Origin of the sequence: Holdemania sp. 1001302B_160321_E10, from assembly GCF_015552275.1 — a bacterium.
Taxonomy (GTDB): domain Bacteria; phylum Bacillota_I; class Bacilli_A; order Erysipelotrichales; family Erysipelotrichaceae; genus Holdemania.
In genome coordinates this window covers 44,899-62,010 of the sequence record NZ_JADNEM010000004.1, presented here as the reverse complement: position 1 = coordinate 62,010, position 17,112 = coordinate 44,899, and the positions used below count along the sequence as shown (strand labels likewise).

At 45.9% G+C, this 17,112-nt stretch carries 18 protein-coding genes; 16 read left to right on the top strand and 2 right to left on the bottom strand.

Going from position 1 to position 17,112, the window contains the following annotated elements:
- Positions 1-241 precede the first annotated feature (241 nt).
- From I2D94_RS03380 to I2D94_RS03335, 10 genes are all read left to right on the top strand, one after another.
- On the top strand, positions 242-547 hold the full coding sequence (locus tag I2D94_RS03380) for a helix-turn-helix transcriptional regulator (RefSeq protein WP_195395611.1): 306 nt from the start codon (positions 242-244) through the stop codon (positions 545-547).
- Positions 548-1,062: 515 nt separating this feature from the next.
- A complete protein-coding gene (locus I2D94_RS03375; protein WP_110437431.1) occupies positions 1,063-1,470 on the top strand; it encodes a type II toxin-antitoxin system PemK/MazF family toxin in 408 nt (135 codons plus the stop codon).
- 6 nt (positions 1,471-1,476) lie between these two features.
- Complete coding sequence (locus I2D94_RS03370) at positions 1,477-1,713, top strand: helix-turn-helix domain-containing protein (protein WP_002304418.1); 237 nt, start codon at positions 1,477-1,479, stop codon at positions 1,711-1,713.
- Between the two features lie 117 nt (positions 1,714-1,830).
- Positions 1,831-2,454 (top strand): helix-turn-helix domain-containing protein, encoded by a 624-nt coding sequence (locus I2D94_RS03365; protein WP_195395610.1) that lies wholly within the window; start codon positions 1,831-1,833, stop codon positions 2,452-2,454.
- 4 nt (positions 2,455-2,458) lie between these two features.
- The gene (gene xerC, locus I2D94_RS03360; protein WP_195395609.1) at positions 2,459-3,832 is read left to right on the top strand and encodes a tyrosine recombinase XerC; all 1,374 of its coding nucleotides are present in this window, start codon (positions 2,459-2,461) and stop codon (positions 3,830-3,832) included.
- An 85-nt stretch (positions 3,833-3,917) separates the two neighbouring features.
- A complete protein-coding gene (locus I2D94_RS03355; RefSeq protein WP_002304425.1) occupies positions 3,918-4,223 on the top strand; it encodes a hypothetical protein in 306 nt (101 codons plus the stop codon).
- Between the two features lie 153 nt (positions 4,224-4,376).
- Entirely contained in the window at positions 4,377-4,763 is a 387-nt protein-coding gene (locus I2D94_RS03350) for a cytidine deaminase (RefSeq protein WP_229056738.1), read from the top strand.
- On the top strand, positions 4,754-5,443 hold the full coding sequence (locus I2D94_RS03345) for an MBL fold metallo-hydrolase (protein WP_135978103.1): 690 nt from the start codon (positions 4,754-4,756) through the stop codon (positions 5,441-5,443). The genes I2D94_RS03350 and I2D94_RS03345 overlap by 10 nt, the downstream gene beginning before the upstream one ends.
- Positions 5,444-5,492: 49 nt before the next feature.
- A complete protein-coding gene (locus tag I2D94_RS03340) occupies positions 5,493-6,005 on the top strand; it encodes an AAA family ATPase (RefSeq protein ID WP_195395608.1) in 513 nt (170 codons plus the stop codon).
- Between the two features lie 1,055 nt (positions 6,006-7,060).
- On the top strand, positions 7,061-8,515 hold the full coding sequence (locus I2D94_RS03335; protein ID WP_195395607.1) for a glycoside hydrolase family 1 protein: 1,455 nt from the start codon (positions 7,061-7,063) through the stop codon (positions 8,513-8,515).
- A 57-nt stretch (positions 8,516-8,572) separates the two neighbouring features.
- Here the strand turns inward: I2D94_RS03335 and I2D94_RS03330 are convergent, their stop codons facing one another.
- Together I2D94_RS03330 and I2D94_RS03325 are read right to left on the bottom strand one after the other, a co-directional pair.
- Positions 8,573-9,379 carry a MurR/RpiR family transcriptional regulator gene (locus tag I2D94_RS03330; protein WP_195395606.1) on the bottom strand — a complete coding sequence of 269 codons (807 nt, stop codon included), beginning with the start codon at positions 9,377-9,379 and terminating at the stop codon, positions 8,573-8,575.
- Positions 9,376-10,170: a MurR/RpiR family transcriptional regulator gene (locus tag I2D94_RS03325; RefSeq protein ID WP_072683748.1), complete on the bottom strand. Its 795-nt coding sequence runs from the start codon at positions 10,168-10,170 to the stop codon at positions 9,376-9,378. Before I2D94_RS03325 ends, I2D94_RS03330 begins: the two co-directional genes overlap by 4 nt.
- A 193-nt stretch (positions 10,171-10,363) precedes the next feature.
- Here I2D94_RS03325 and I2D94_RS03320 point away from each other — a divergent pair, with 193 nt between their 5' ends.
- The 6 genes from I2D94_RS03320 to I2D94_RS03295 all read left to right on the top strand — a co-directional run bounded on the left by I2D94_RS03320 (position 10,364) and on the right by I2D94_RS03295 (position 17,041).
- Positions 10,364-11,665 carry a PTS sugar transporter subunit IIC gene (locus I2D94_RS03320; RefSeq protein WP_195395605.1) on the top strand — a complete coding sequence of 434 codons (1,302 nt, stop codon included), beginning with the start codon at positions 10,364-10,366 and terminating at the stop codon, positions 11,663-11,665.
- Between the two features lie 71 nt (positions 11,666-11,736).
- The gene (locus I2D94_RS03315; RefSeq protein WP_195395604.1) at positions 11,737-12,042 is read left to right on the top strand and encodes a PTS sugar transporter subunit IIB; all 306 of its coding nucleotides are present in this window, start codon (positions 11,737-11,739) and stop codon (positions 12,040-12,042) included.
- Positions 12,039-12,341, top strand: a complete 303-nt coding sequence (locus I2D94_RS03310) for a PTS lactose/cellobiose transporter subunit IIA (protein ID WP_195395603.1) — start codon at positions 12,039-12,041, stop codon at positions 12,339-12,341. Before I2D94_RS03315 ends, I2D94_RS03310 begins: the two co-directional genes overlap by 4 nt.
- 20 nt (positions 12,342-12,361) lie before the next feature.
- Entirely contained in the window at positions 12,362-13,801 is a 1,440-nt protein-coding gene (locus I2D94_RS03305) for a glycoside hydrolase family 1 protein (RefSeq protein ID WP_195395602.1), read from the top strand.
- Between the two features lie 34 nt (positions 13,802-13,835).
- The gene (locus I2D94_RS03300) at positions 13,836-15,311 is read left to right on the top strand and encodes a sulfatase-like hydrolase/transferase (protein ID WP_195395601.1); all 1,476 of its coding nucleotides are present in this window, start codon (positions 13,836-13,838) and stop codon (positions 15,309-15,311) included.
- A gap of 527 nt (positions 15,312-15,838) precedes the next feature.
- Entirely contained in the window at positions 15,839-17,041 is a 1,203-nt protein-coding gene (locus tag I2D94_RS03295; RefSeq protein ID WP_229056737.1) for an ATP-binding protein, read from the top strand.
- Positions 17,042-17,112: the final 71 nt, after the last annotated feature.

Below are 17,112 nucleotides of genomic sequence, written 5' to 3'. Positions count from 1 at the left end.
AAAATCCGATGAAAATACGACGGTTTCCCTACTGAAAGTCCGACTTGTCCAGTGTTAAAATGGCTATGCTGGGAGATAGCGGCATAAAATTGAATAGAGAGAGTTACGCCTCGTGCCTGTAATGGGTACGGGGCTTTTTTTATACCTGCCTATCTTCCTTCATTTTAACACAAAGGCATGAATGAGAGCTTGGAGTAATTTACTCCGGCTCTTTTTTTATGCCTGCAAGGAGGACAGGCAGATGGCAAAGGGCATTGAGAACCGGTCACGATCTCCTCCCTCCGTTTTTGATTTTGCAACTTCACAAATTCAAAAACACGGAGGAACGAAAATGTATTACGACTTGGTTGAAAGCGGAAAAAGAATTAAAGCATTGAGAAAGAAACATGGGCTTACACAGGAACAGCTTGCGGAGCAGTTGGGCGTTGCCGCAAACACCATTGCACGAATTGAAACCGGCAACAGAGGCATCTCTATTGATTTGGCAATCGAATTGGTCGTGCGCTTTGATACAACCCTTGATTACATATTTTTAGGTCGTGAATAACCTCAAAACTATACCTACGAGGCAATAAAAACTTGCATGAGGAACAGGTACAATTTAGATACAGCCAAAGAAAATCGGCTGCTTGTTCCTTGAAAACTGAATACACAGTCATCGAATACGTTCCTGTTGCCGGTGCGAGAGCATCAGCCACATCAGCGGTACGCCGTGATGTATCGGACAGAGAAACAGAACGACTTTCTTCTATAAATTAAAGCAGTTGTCTCTCTCCCGATGCCAGCGATCAATACTGGCTTGTAAATATTGGGTTGCTCCCAATACGGCCATGAAAGCAACAGGATTAAAGATACTTCTCTACGGAGCTGGCGGAGAACCCGGCAGAGGTTAGATTCCTATGGAACTGATTCGCAATCAGTCGTTCGGTGATTCCCTGAGGGCGTAAGCCCTCACTCCCAGGGGTGCGTGGCAAATATGGGACACATAGACTTTTGGACTGACTGCCTGATTCCTTTCGGGCAGTCAGTTATTACATACCCAACGAAAGGAGGTCATGGCAAATGATGAAAGAAAATTGGGTATATTGCCGTGGTGATATTTATTGCGCCAATCTGGACCCGGTAGTTGGGTCGGAACAAGGCGGCATCCGTCCGGTTATCGTCATTCAGAACGATACCGGTAATAAACACGCTCCCACATTGATTGTGGCAACGGTCACCACCAGAATCCATAAGAAAGCGAATATGCCGACGCACTTTGTTATTTACGACAATCCTGCATTCAAAGAAGCGTCCGTTGTTCAGCTGGAACAGATTCGCACCATTGATAAGAGCAGGATTGATAATTACTTAGGTAAGGTAACGCCCCGTGAAATGGTAGCGATTGAGAAAGCCTTATCCGTCAGCCTGGCAATGGAGCAGCTGAAAAAGCGTTCCACAAAACATAAAGCAAAGAAAACGAAGGAGTGAACATAAATGTTTGAAGAAAGAATCGCTGCCATGAATCAGCGCACCGAAGAAGCGATGGCTGCTAACGCAGTTCAGTTTGATAAGAGAACCTATACGGTTGATGAGATTCAGGATATTCTGGGCATCAGCAGAACCAGTGCATACAACCTTGTGAAAAAGAAGGTTTTTCATAGTGTCCGCATTGGCGGCAGCATCAGAATCTCCAAAAAGAGTTTTGATGAGTGGTTGGATCATCAAATGTAAGATTTGTCAAGGGTGTCGTACAACCCGGCGACAAACTTCAAAACATATTGAGAGTTCGATAAAATGTAGCCATGACAAGAAACACATGGCTACATTTTTTACATAGGAGGTTGTACGATGGCGGAAATGAGAAAACGCACGAGTATGTCTGTCCCGGAAATGGGCAGGATGCTCGGTCTTGGTAAAACGGAGTCATACTGGCTCATTAAGAAGAATTACTTCAAAACCATTCTTGTCGGCAACACCATGAGGGTGATGATCGACAGCTTTGAAGAATGGTATGCCAATCAGTTCAAATATCAGAAGGTCGATGGAACCCCTCCCGGAGAGGAACTGAAGAAAACTACATATTCAATGGAGGAGCTTGGACAGCGCCTTGGGCTGAAAGAAGCGACTGCTTACGAGCTGGTTGCTAAAGGGCATTTTGATGTGGTCGATGTCCTGGGCAAGCGCAGAGTGACCAAGGAGAGCTTTGAAAGATGGTATGCTTCTCAAACCGATTACCGCACGGTAGAGGATCAGGAACTGGATGCAGATATTATGGCATCCACCTACGGTCTGCCGGAAATGGCAAGAATGCTTGGGGTACATCGTCAGACCATTTACTATATCGTTGCCAATGGAGATTTTGAGCTTATCAAGGTTGGCAGATATAAGCGAGCTACCAAAGAGAGCTTTGAAAAATGGTATCAGAATCAGGCTCGCTACCAGTTAGCGGAAGATAGACAGGAAAGGAGCTGATTACATGGCATCTATCGTTAAGAGAAAAAAGAAGTATTCTGTGGTTTATACATACACCGATGAGAACGGCAACAAGCGTCAGAAGTGGGAAACCTTTGAAACGAATGCTGAAGCAAAGAAAAGGAAGTTGCAGGTTGAATATGAGCAGGAGTCCGGAACCTTTATTCCCCCTTCTGCTAAAACCGTCAACGATCTTTTGGATGAGTATATGTCAATCTATGGTGTGAACAGCTGGGCGATGTCTACCTATGAAAGCAGAAAGAGCCTGATTGCAAACTATATTCGTCCCCTCATTGGTGATATGAAGCTGGAGGATGTCACGCCGAGAATCATGGACAAGTATTACAGAGATTTGCTTTCTGTCAAAGCGGTTTCTTCTAAGTATGTAAAAGCCCGTACAGAATATCTGACTCCGCATACTGTCCGAGAGGTTCACAAGACATTGCGAAATGCTTTCAATCAGGCGGTCAAGTGGGAATTGATGACCAGAAACCCTGTGGAGCACGCTACGCTGCCGAAAGAAGAACGCAAGACCAGGGACATCTGGACAGCAGAAGTGCTCCAGAAGGCTCTGGAAGCCTGTGACGATGATATTCTTCGTCTGGCTATTAACCTTGCCTTCTCCTGTTCCCTGCGAATGGGCGAGCTTCTGGGGCTTACCTGGGACTGTATTGACATTTCCCCTACCAGTATTGAACTTGGTCAGGCAAGCATCTTCGTTGAAAAGGAGTTGCAGAGAGTAAATCGTGAAGCGATGGCAGATCTGGACGGTAAGGACATCATGTTCAAGTTCCCGCCGACCTTCGCCAGTACGCATACCGCATTGGTTCTCAAAACTCCTAAGACCAAAACAAGTGTCCGCAAGGTGTTCTTACCGAAAACCGTAGCGGAAATGTTGGTACAGCGAAAGGCTGACATCGAAGAACTGAAAGACCTTTTCGGTGACGAGTTCGTAGACTTCAATCTGGTTTTCTGTTCTTCCAATGGCAAGCCGATTGAGGGGCAGGTTATCAACCGTGCTTTCAATAAGCTGATTGAGGAGAAGGGACTGCCGAAAGTGGTTTTCCATAGTCTCCGACATTCCAGTATCACTTACAAGCTGAAGTTGAACGGCGGCGATATGAAATCCGTTCAAGGCGATTCCGGTCATGCACAGGTCAAGATGGTAGCGGATGTTTACTCCCATATCATCGACGATGACCGCAGACTGAACGCTGAAAGAATGGAAGCTGCGTTCTACTCAGGCAGACAGGCAACACCTGAGCCGGTTCAACCAGCCGCAACGGAAAGCTCCGCTGATGATAAAGAACTTCTTCTGAAGCTTCTGCAAAATCCGGAAATGGCAGCACTCCTGAAGTCGCTGGCAAAAACATTATAGTAACTGCAAGGGCAGATCCTTTTACATAGCTACAATAGCTGTAAAAGGGTCTGCCCTTATTTTTTTGTTATGGAGGTCAACGAGTATGGATAGAATCTTTATGGACGAGTATTACGAGCATCTGAGAGCTGACAATATCGAGGCATTTTCCAAGGAAAGGAACGACGAATATGTTGGCAGAGCTGAGGAATACAAAGCAGCAAAGTCGGCATTGCTTGAAGGATTGGGACTTGAGCATTTGTTTGACCATAGCCATGAACTGACTCCGAAAGAGAAAGAAATATGGATGCTGTTCGATAGGGTTGATGTAGCAGAGCTTCTGGCAAGGGATGCTTTTGCCAAGGGTGCTTATATGCTCGGCGCTGAGGATAGAGAGATTATGCTGAAATAAAAAAAGACCTGCTTCGGCGGGTCTAAATTACATAGAATCATTGAGTCTGAAAAAACCTTTGAAATTCTTAATAATGCTGGTTGAAAAATCTATTTTGAAATGATATATTAAACAGACTAACTTACAACATAATAAGCCACAAATAAAGAGGTAATGATGAAAGATTTATATGATATTGCCACAGATACAATCAATCCCATTAAATTAAAGAAAAATGGGGAGGCGGGCCATGTGGCTTGTGCTTTGGAAACGGTAAGCGGTGCTGTTTATACAGGCATATGTATTGATGTGCCCTGTTCTATTGGTATGTGTGCAGAACAGGCAGCTATTGCTGAGATGTTGAAGAACGGGGAAACGAAAATCAAAAAAATTGTAGCTGTCTATGAAGATGGCAGCATCCTGCCGCCTTGTGGGAGATGCAGAGAATTGATTTCACAGTTAGACATAGAAAACGAAAATGCGATTGTTGCCATTGATAACGGCAGAGAAGTTACATTAAAAGACTTATTGCCCGAAAGGTGGGACAAAAAATGGGATTGAATCAATTAACCAACCGAATCTATTTTTTAGAACATGATCCCGAAGTGGACAGACCAATGTTAGCCTATCTCAAAGGAGATAAATTCTCTCTGGCAGTCGACGCCGGATATTCGGCTTCTCATGTTCAGGATTTTTACAGGGCAATTGAAGTGGAACATTTTAACAAGCCGGATTTTACGGTTATCACACACTGGCATTATGACCACACCTTTGGGATGCACGCCATCAATGGAATCAGTATTGCCCACGACAGGACAAACGGGTTTCTCAAAGACCAGCAGAAACAGGCAGTGGACCCCAGCTATATCGAAATCCTGAAAAAAGAAGATGTTCATTTTAGGAAAGAATATTACGGACAGGATAAACTGACCATTGTGCTGTCTGATGTATCTTTTTCCGATAAGTTAACCTTGGACTTAGGTGGCATCACTGCTCAGATTTTTCATACGGTTTCGCCGCATTCAGAAGATACTGTTTGTGTTTATGTACCGGAAGAAAAAGTTCTTTTTTTAGGGGATTCTACCAGTGAGGATTTCTTTAATGATGGATATATGGACAAGGACAAGTTAAAATCTTTGATGTGTATGATTCAATCAACAGATTGCAAGTATTGTATTCTTAGTCACTGTGAACCGCTTGTGAAAGAAGATTTGCTCTGCTATTTGGAAAGCATACTCTAATTGGTTCTTGCAGCGATTTTGAGATTAAAACGGAAAGGGGGAAAATCAAATGAATCAAAAAATGTACCTGATTACAGGGTTAATGGCTTCTGGAAAATCTACCGTTTCTGAATTGCTGGCAGAATCGTTAGAGAAATGTGTCCATCTTCGTGGTGATGTATTCCGAAAAATGATTGTTTCCGGGAGAGAGGATATGTCAGATAGCCCATCGGAAGAAGCCATTCGCCAGCTACATCTTCGTTACAAACTGACTGCTGATGTAGCAAAGTCTTATTTTGAAGATGGCTTTTCAGTGGTTATTCAAGATAACTACTATGGCGATGAATTAAACCGAATGTTGTCTTATCTGCAAGATTATCCGGTAGAAGTGATTGTCCTTTGCCCGAATGTGGAAGTAATCAAAGAAAGAGAGCTGCACCGAGGAAAAACAGGATATACCGGTTTTACAGTTGAGGCGTTATACAATACATTTATGCAGACACCCCCTAAAATTGGTTTTTGGCTGGATAATTCCAATCAAACGCCACAGCAAACGGTGGAAACCATTCTGAACCGAAAATAAATCATAATTTTTGTGGAAGTGTGTCTACAAGTCCAGCGTTGAACGAGAAACGAGAGTTTTCATATACGCCCTGTCTGCTGATAAAACCAACCCTGTGTTTGCGGTTCCACGCCACACAATCACAGCCTTGCTTTCCTGCTGCTTCAAATGCCCTTGCCCTCCCAGTTGGCAACCTCATTTTCGCAGCAACGCCGACAGAGCGTATAACACACTACACTTTGCAAGCAAAGTCGTGTGCCAAAGGGTGCCCCTTTGGAAACCCCGAACAACAAAACAGGCTGAATATCTCGCACTTCCCCGGTGCTTGATATTCAGCCTTTATTTGTTGTCAGCAGCCCCCGTTTCGTGGTCTGCGTGTAGTTCCTTGTAAACTGACCTAAGATGGTGTCTAAAGACATCAGCGCCTCCGCACGAGAATGAATAGGATTTCCTATCATTTCGTATCACGAGAAGTTACATAGAGGAATTTGCTTGCACTTGCAACGTCCACCGAAAATCGAAAGCCTTGCTAATTTCGAGCCAATTGGACGGTGTAAAATCCCTATGAAAATGCTTATGAAGCGTAATACCAGATAGGATTTGAAACAGTGAAAAACCTTGTATTTCCAAGGATTTTCTTGCACTGTGTTGCACTTGGTTTCATCGTATCGGGTCTACTCCTAAGGCGGGTGTCGGGCGTTCGAATCGCCTCGGGAACACCAATCAAGAACGACCGGAAGTCTTGTCAGGATTTCCGGTTTTTTATATGCAATATATTCTAAGGTTGCCTGAAGCTTATTGAAAACAGCCCTTGTCAGATGAAACTGAAAAGCGCTGGGGCGCAGAAGAGACAACAAAAAAGAACTCAAAAAAAACCTAGGGCAATCGTCTTGACACCAATGGAATTCTTCATGAGATCTCAACCGGGAACGTCGTTTTTATCTTTCAATAATCCAATTTGTAATTCCAAGCCGCGGGGAAGCGTTGCCGCCCTGAAATGGGTAGCGTCGTTTGGTACCCATTTTTCAAGCTGTGAATGCTAAGATAAAGCCAACAAAAGGAGGCTCAAGCAGCGAATGAAAAAGGAATTTCCAAACGGTTTTTTATGGGGCGGCGCAACGTCCGCAGCCCAGCTGGAGGGCGGTTTTGACGAAGGCGGCAGAGGCCCGTCCCATCTTGATTATCTCAAGCATATTCCATTAGCGGAAAGAAACGGACGCAGTCTGATGCAAATCACGGAAGAAGAATATCTGGAAAATAAAGCGCAGGCTTGCCAGAGGAATCTGGCCTTCCGCCGCGGCAACGATTTTTATCATCATTTCAAGGAAGATATCCGTTTGTTCGGTGAGATGGGGTTTAAGACATTCCGGATGTCGATAGCCTGGTCGCGCCTGTTTCCAACGGGAACGGAAAAAGAACCGTTGAAGGAAGGCGTTGAATTCTACCATCAGGTTTTCAGAGAATGCCATAAATATCACATTGAACCGCTGGTCACGATGATCCACTACGACATGCCAGCCGCGCTGACTGAAACGGTCAACGGCTGGGAAGATCAGGTTGTGATCGACTATTTTTTAACCTATACAAAGTTTTTGATCGACGAATATAAGCAGGAAGTCAAATACTGGCTGACGTTCAACGAGATCAATATGATCTGCTGGAGTCCGTATTTGGGCGGCGGCATGTTTGTTGAGAAAAGTAAGCGGGATCGGTTATCCTGTATTCATCAGGCGCTGCATCATCAGTTCATCGCCAGCGCTTTAACCGTGAAATACGCGCATGACACAGCGCCGGGCATTTTGATCGGCAACATGACGCAGCGCTCGCAAACCTATCCGCTGACCTGCAAGCCGGAAGACGTATTCTTAACTCAGAAAAGCGACCAGTTCAATCTGTTTTTTAACGACGTGATGGTTTTTGGCGAGTATCCGTATTTCATAAAAAAATATTATGAAGAACAAAATATTAAAATTGATCCTGTCGATAATTATGAAGCCATCTTGAAAGAGGGCACGGTCGATTTCATCTCGTTCAGTTATTATTTCACCAATGTTGTGACCAGTGAACCGGGTAAGACGGAACCGTTCGAGAATTTTGTCAAGCAGCAGAAAAATCCATATTTGCAGGCATCGGACTGGGGATGGACAATCGACCCGATGGGCCTGAGGATTGCTTTAAATGAATTGTATGACCGGTATCATTTGCCATGCTTTGTTACGGAGAATGGTCTGGGCGCGTTTGATCAGCTGAAGGAGGACGGCGCAGTCCATGACGACTACCGGATCAATTATCTGCGCGAACATATCGAAGCGATGAAGGCGGCAATCGACGATGGCGTCGAGCTGATGGGCTATACGACCTGGGGCTGCATCGACCTTGTCAGCATGAGCGACATTCAGATGTCAAAGCGATATGGATTCATCTATGTCGATGCGGACGATTTTGGTCAGGGTACTTATCGGCGTTATAAGAAAGATTCCTTTGCCTGGTATAAAAAGGTAATCGCGACCAACGGCCGCGATTTAGCATAAGCTATAATCCCCATTCGAAAAACAGCCGTCGTGCGATCAGACGGCTGTTTGACGAATTTATTCCGCAACGATTCCATAGTTACGATAATAAACGCTGTAAAGACTATCGAAGAAATAACTGACGCCATACTTGGCATACGCCGTTTTGATGTGATGGCAATCCATAGAGCTGATCAGGATGACTTGATCATAAGGCGTCTGGATTTCCGGCTGATGCGAGGCAGTGATTAAAATTTTTTTGCCGGACAGCGGCTGGATAAAATCATGATAAGCTTCAGCGAATTTTCCCATTGCGGAAACGACGAGAATGAGATCATCAGCCGAGGCTTTTTTCAATCGGTCATGATCGTCCGGCGAAGCGACGACGCGGACCAGCTTGCCGCATAGAATCATCGGACGCTGAAAATCCTTCAGCGCGGAAATGGAAGAATAGGAAGCCAGAAGATAGACGGTGCGGGCGTCGTGAATCTGCGCTGCCAGACGGCTTAACAACGGTTCGCTGATCCTGCCCTTCATATCGCGCACCATCTGAATCATCTCTTCGCACAGATGATCGCGGAAATCACTTTTTTCAGAAAGGGCGGTGAAATACTGATAGGAATCTTGTTCATGGCGGCAGGAAAGCTTGAGTTCGCTGAAATTCGCGTAACCCAGCTTGCCGCAGAAACGATGGATACTGCTGCGGGGAACATGGCAATCTTCAGCGAACTGATAAATATTCAATGTCCCCAGCGTATTATAATGCTGTAAAAGATATTCGGCCAGCACAACCTCGACCGAGGCGGACGGACTGTCGTTAACGATCGAACACAAGCGGCTGGCTAAACGTAAGCCAAACGAATTGGCTTTTTTCTGCGTGGTCATTTCACCTGTTCGGGATCTTTGTTTTCTTCAATTAAAAGCCGTTCGCTGATGTAGGAAACCAGGATCTCGATAAAGATATGAAAGATGGCCTGTTCGTCCAGAAAGACACCCTTGACCTTGATGTTGGGCAGCAGGATGAAATGGGTCGCGTATTTTTTATAGATCGTGTTGGGATTCATCGTGACCACTACGACCGTTTTCTTTGTGTCATGACAGGTCTGGATATACGTGTTCAGCGGAGTGGAGCTGACGCCTCGGACCGTGAAGAAAAAGAAGATTTCATTCTCGGCGGAGGAGGAAGCCAGCGAGTGGAGCATCAGCGTATCGGTGATGACCTCGGATTCAATGTCGATGTTGATCAGCCGGTATTTAAACTGCATTGCCGTAAAACCGGAACGGTTATAGCCGCACAGCCGGATTTTCCTGGCGCTGAGTATTTTTTTTGCCAAGGTGATAAAATCTTTTTCTTTCAGATACTGGCGGATATTTTGAATCGCCAGCGTATAGGAGTCCAGGATGTAATCAAATTTACTTTCATGGACTTCCTCAGGCACGCTGCTGTGACCGACGAGCGAAAAGTCATATTTGAATTCAGAATAGCCGGAATAACCTAATTTCTTGGCGAAACGCAAAATGGCCGATTTGGAGACATGACATTTCTCCGCTAAATCGACGATAGTGGAAGCTTCGCGGATGATAATCCAGTAGTCTTCCTTGATACAGTTGTAAATCAGTTCATCACTTTTAGTGAAATTCGGCTTTGCCGCTTCAATGCGATCAATGATATTCATATTTCATATTATAGCATAAAGAATGAGGAAGAAACTGGGAAAAAAACAGTTTTAAGAAATTTTTCATTTTATTATTGATAAATTTCTCAAATCATGTAAGAATGAAGATGTGGAAAATATTTGCAAATAGATGACACATGAGCTCGGTTCCTGTTATGAAAGGAGGATGTAGATTTACTCTACACATGGTATTATGCAGAAAATAATGGGGATTTTGGAAAAGCCACTGGGTAAATTCTCTGCGTTCATTCAAAACAATAATTTTACATCTGCGATTGTCCGGGGCATTACGATTTCCATTCCGGTCACGATTGTCGGCGGACTGGCGACTTTAATTACGGCAGCTCCGGATCCGGCAATTCTTGGGGAAGGGAATTTCTTCTACGGCGTGCTTGCTTTGTGGCAAAGTCTGGCGCAGGGAAGTTTGGGAACATTTGCGGCACTGGTCAACAATGTGACAATGAATATGCTTTCCGTCTACTGCCTGCTTGCGATCACTTACAATCTGGCCGATTCTTACAAGCTGGACAAAATGACTTCGTGCATGACGTCGGCCGTCTTGTTCTTCATGATCGGCTGCACCTTCGACGGCGGTATTTCAATGGGCTTCTTAGGCGGACGGGGATTGTTCTTCGCGATGTTTGTGTCCTGCCTGTCGGTCTTTATCACGCATGTCCTGTTTGAGAAAAATATCAAAATCACGCTGCCGGATTCGGTACCTCCGAATGTCTCGGCGCCGTTTGAACAGCTGATACCGCTGGTCATCAACGTCATCGTCTTCTATTTGCTTAACGTTTTGTGCCTGAAAGCGACCGGCGTGATCATTCCGGATTTCATCCTGAACGTCTTCAAGCCGTTATTGAGCGCCTCCGACACGCTGCCGGCGATGTTGATCTATGTCTTCCTGCTCAACGCGCTCTGGGTGATCGGCGTTAATGGCGGAAATATCGTCAATTCCGTCATGAGTTCCGTGCTGTTAATGAATCTGGCTGAGAATGCCGAGGCGTATGCGGCCGGCCAGTCGATGACGCATATCTTCTGTTATTCACCGAACAACGCGATCATGAATACCGGCGGCAGCGGCGCTGCCCTGGCCCTGGTGATCGCCGCGCTGATCGTCGCCAAATCCGATCATTTAAAAGCGATTACGCGCTTGGGCGGCGCAGGAACGATTTTCAATATCAGCGAACCGATCGTTTACGGTTATCCGATCGTTCTGAACAGCTATCTGTTTATTCCGTTTATCTTTGTTCCGATGATCAACACGACGATTTTCTATTTCTTAATGAGCACGAATATCATCGGGAAGATGTTCATCAACGTACCGTGGGTTCTTCCGTCTCCGATTCAGCTGGCATTGGCGACGCTGGACTGGAAAGCCGCGGTCGTCTGGATCTTACTGATCGTCCTCGACGTGCTTCTGTATCTGCCGTTTGTTAAGCTGTACGACAAGCAGCTGCTGAAGGAACAGGGAACACTGGAAACAAAAAATTAAAGTGCGGAAAAGGCGCGGAATAAAAGCGCCTTTCCAGTTTGGCAGGGACGCCTGAAAATGGGAGGAAAACGATGAAACATATTTTGCTGGTCTGCGCAAGCGGAATGTCTACAAGTCTGATGGTCAAACGCATGAAAACCGCCGCACAGGAACAAGGCTTTGAATGCACGATCGAAGCGGTCGGCAACGCCTATGTGCGGGAAAAACGGGGCAGTATTGATATCTTGATGGTCGGACCGCAGCTGCGATTCAGCTATGATGCCCTGGTTAAAGAGTTCCCGGGAATTCCGGTCGTGCTGATTGATATGCTTGCCTATGGCAAAATCGACGGCAAGAAAGTGCTGGAAGACGCGAAGAAAGCGATGGGTGTCGCATGAATCAGGAACAATTTGAAGAAATCTGCTTTCAGATCATTACGTTTGCCGGGGAAGCCCGCTCTTCCTTTGTCGAAGCCTTGAGGCATGCGAAGGACGCGGATAAGTCGAAAGCGCGGGAGCTGTTGGCGGAAGGCAGTCGACATCTGATTCAGGCGGAGAAAGTCCACATGCAGCTGATCCAGCAGGAAGCCGCAGGCGAAACCGTGCAGGTCAAGATGATTTTAACGCATGCCGAGGATCTCATGATGTCCGCCGATACGATTCATGTGCTGTGTGAAGAACTGATCTCGCTGCTTTAGTGAGAAAGGAGAAAACGAAGATGAGTGAAATGCAATTCGGCAAGGATTTCCTGTGGGGCGGCGGATTTGCGGCGAATCAGATGGAGGGGGCGGCGTTTGAGGATGGAAAAGGTCTGTGCGTCGCAGATATTAACGAATATCAAAAAGACATTCCATTGGAGAAACGCAGCAACGCTGAAATCACGACCGCAGTCATTCAGAACGCGGTCCATGCGGAAGGACGGAATTTCCCGAAACGCCGCGGAATCGACTTTTATCATACTTACAAAGAAGACCTGAAACTTCTGGGAAAGGACGGACTGGGGCTGACGTCGTTTCGGACGTCGATCAACTGGGCGCGGATTTTTCCGCAGGGCGATGACGCCGAGCCGAATGAAAAAGGGCTGGAGTTTTACGACCGCCTGATTGACGAAATTCTGGCGAATGGGATGGAGCCGATGATCACGATGTCGCATTACGAGATGCCGCTGGCTCTGACGCTGAACTACCGCGGCTGGTATTCAAAAGAGACGATCGGCTTTTTCGAGAAATACGGGAAAGTGCTGCTCGACCGGTATCATGATAAGGTCAAAAAATGGATTCTGGTGAATCAGATCAATCTGATCACGCACGAATCGTTTAATCATCTCGGCATTGCCAGCGATCAGGTGGACAATCTGGCGGAAGCGAAAATGCAGGGCGTCGTCAACGAGATGATCGCCTGTGCGGGGATTACCGAATATGCCCATAAGCATTATCCGGATAACGAAATCGGGATGATGTTATGCGGTGGTCCGGCCTACCCGGCAACGTGCCGGCCAGAGGATGTGCTGGCGACGGTGCGGCATAACCAGATGGAATACTTCTACGGCGACGTGCTGCTGCGCGGAAAAATTCCCGGCTATGCGCTGCGCTATTTTAAAGACAATGGCTGGAAGATTCGTATCTCGCCGGCGGAAGAGGAGAAATTGCGTCATCACTGCGACTTTTTCAGCTTTTCCTATTATTACACCCGGTTGTGCGATCAGGCCCATTTTGAACAGGGCAACGAAGTGTTCCGCAATCCGGAGCTTCCCGCTAACCCATGGGGCTGGTCGGTGGATCCGCTGGGCCTGCGCACGTTTCTGAATTTGTTTTACGACCGCTATCAATGCCCGATTTATATCACGGAAAACGGGATCGGATTGTTCGATCAAATAACGGAGGACGGTCATATTCATGACGACTATCGGCCTGCGTTTTACCGTGAGCACATCCGGCAGATGAAGGAAGCGCTGGCGGACGGCGTGGATCTGCGGGGGTATTATTTCTGGGCTCCGCTGGACATCGTCAGCTGCTCGTCCAGCGAGATGAGTAAGCGGTATGGTTTTATTTACACGGATATCGACGACGAGGGAAAGGGAAGCGGCCGGCGGATTCCGAAGGATTCCTATACCTGGCTGAAAAAAGTGCTCGCTTCCCGGGGCGAAGATTTAGATTGATTCTTCAATCAAGCCCGGTACAGGAAAGGACACTATGGAAAAAAGAAAAAATTGTTTGTTTTTTATTGCGGACCAGCTGCGGGCGGACAGTCTGAGCTGTCTGGGCAATACCGAGCTGACGACGCCGAATTACGACGCGCTGGCCAAGGAAGGGATTCTGTTCGAAAATGCGTTTTGTCAGTCGCCGATCTGCGTTCCCAGCCGCTGCAGCTTTAATACCGGCTGGTATCCGCACACCAACGGTCATCGGACGATTCATTACTTTCTGGAGAAGGACGACCCGAGCCTTTTGAAATCCTTGAAAAAGAATGGTTATCATGTGTATTTGATGGGGAAATCGCATTATTTCAACCGTCAGGACGAAGCGGAAATGCGGGCGACCTGCGATCTTGAATATATCGGTTATGAAATGAGCACGAATGCGATTCATCGCATCGGCCAAACTGTTTCGCCTGCCGAGATTGCGGAGAATCCGCATTATTATTCCTTTTATTTCGGCGAGATGACACAGGCGGAAGCGGCGAAAACGCAGGATGATCTGGTAATCGAGCGGACGCTGGAGATGATCCGGAACAAGGAGCTGAAAGAGCCGTTCTGCCTGTATGTTTCGCTGAATCTGCCGCATCCGCCCTATGAAGTGGAACAGCCGTGGTTTTCGCAGGTTGACCGTGGTCAAATCCAACGTAAAACACGGAATATTGAAGAGCTGAAGGATAAGCCGAGCCTGCTTTATCGGATCCGGAAGAATCAGAATCTGACGTCTTTGACTGACGCGGATTTCCGGGAAATCCGGGCAACATACTACGGAATGGTCGCGAAGCTGGATCATCAGCTCGGCCGCGTGATCGGCGCGCTGAAAGCGGAAGGCTATTACGATGATACGCATGTGATCGCGTTTGCGGATCATGGCGATTTCACGGGGGATTATGGGCTGGTGGAGAAAACTCAGAATACGTTTGAGGATTGTCTTGTGCATATTCCATGCATGATCCGTCCCGCCAAGGGTACCCCGTATCAGGCACGGACTTGTTCTGCAATGGTGGAGTTGAACGATATGCCGCAGACGGTTGCGGAGCTGATGGGCTATGAGCTGGACTATACGCAGTTTGGAAAATCGCTGACCTCTTTGTTTCAGGATGATGTTGAGCTGCATGAATACGTCTTAAGTGAAGGTGGTCGAATCAAAGGTGAAAAACAGGCGATGGAGGGCTACACCGGCCGGGAGTCAATTTACTGGCCGCGTCTGGAAGCGCAGACCCGAATGCCGGAGCACACAAAGGCGTTCATGGTTCGCGGCCCGCGCTATAAATATGTCTATCGGCTGTTTGAAAAAGATGAATTTTATGATTTAAGTCAGGATCCGTTTGAGGAAAAGAACGTCGTCGACGACAAGCGTTACAGCGCGGAAATCGCAAAGATGAAGGATTGGCTGTTGAAAAAGCTGATTGAAACAACCGATAACGTACCGATGAAAACGATGCTTCCCGGCCGGACCTATGGCGAGGAATAACAAGCGTAAGCATGAGGGCGTGGTTTTTCGCTAACGCAACCGTAGCTCAGCGGGATTGAGCATCATTCTCTCAAGGTTTTATGCTACAAGACTAGAATGTAGCTTATATTTTTAATGAAACCACCTGATACACTGAGTTTTCAGTAATGATCATGGTGGCTTTTTCATGCTTAAAAGGATTGATATACTTTTGAACATCAGGAAAAATGAGTGAAAAAAGAGCGAAAAGAATCAAAATAAATAAAAAGAAAATGCAAAGAAAAAGCTGAAAGAGACTTCAAAGGCTCTTACTCGGAAATGGGTAATCAACACATCTAAGGTAAGCGTCAAATCCAACCCATACACAAAAACGTATCTCTAGGATGACAACACACGAAGATCACCTGTGCCGTTTTTCAATGAAAATAAATTTATTTTAAAACGAAAAAGCATAGAATATTCCAAAGTTTTTATGGTTTTTCGGTAAAAACTATTTACTGAAGCGTAGTTTTTTTGGCTATACTATTTGTGATAAACAGGGGGGCGATATGATGATTATAAGATCACAGTATATGGAACTGCTGAAAACCTACCGTGATGTACCGCTTGTAAAAATACTGGCCGGCATCCGACGCTGCGGAAAATCCACTATTTTAGAAATGCTGCGGGATGACCTGCAGAACAACGGCGTTGCCGCAGATCATATTATCAGTATGTGTTATACCTCGGAGGATTTTGACGACGGTATGACGGATAAAAATATGTATGAAGGCATCAAGGCGCAGATGAATAGCGGTGGACGATATTACCTTTTTCTTGATGAAGTGCAGGAAATCGACGGTTGGGAAAAAGCGGTGAACAGTCTGCTTGAAAATACCGACACCGATATTTATGTAACCGGCTCCAATTCAAAATTGATGTCCAGCGAAATTTCAACCTATCTGACAGGGCGATATATTTCTATTCCGGTTTATACCTTGTCTTTTGCAGAGTACTTGGAGTTTAAAAAACAAAGCGGTCTTTCAACGAGAGAACTTTTGAATGAATATATCCGGTTGGGTGGTTTCCCCATTGTTGCACTCGGCAGCTTTGACGAGCGTGCTGCTTATCAGATCGTAGAGGGCATTTACAACTCTGTCATAACAAGCGATATTACAAAACGGCACAATATAGCGAATTTTGATTTGTTCAACCGTGTTGTTCGCTTTATTGTTGAAAATGTAGGAAAAACCTTTTCTGCGAATGCAATCGTGAAGTTTCTGAAAAGCGAGGGGCGTTTCCTGTCTGTTGAAGCAGTTTACAACTATCCGAATTGGCTGGAAAAGGCTTTTGTAATTTATCGCTGCCAGAGATACGATTTACAAGGAAAATCTGTACTGAAAACGCAGGAGAAGTTTTATCTTGCCGATTCTTCTCTCCAATTCTGCATCATCGGCTTTAACCCCAAGTCTATTGCAGCCATGCTCGAAAACATCGTTTACTTTGAACTACGGCGAAAAGGCTATGATGTTTATATTGGCAAAAATGAAACAAGAGAGATCGATTTCGTAGCGGTGCGTCGTGATGAACGGATTTACGTTCAGGTGTGCCGCAGACTGCCGGAGGAATCTGATCGGGAGGTTGCCAATCTCCTTGAAATTAAAGACCACTACCCAAAATATGTGGTAACGCTGGACGAACTGGCTGCCGGAAATATCAACGGTGTTAAAATTGTGCATTTGGCGGATTTTTTACTTGAGGATGAATATTAAAAATTAAAAAGGATGTGACAAGACTGACAGAAAACAAGTATCACTTTCAACAATGAACATTAACAGACAGT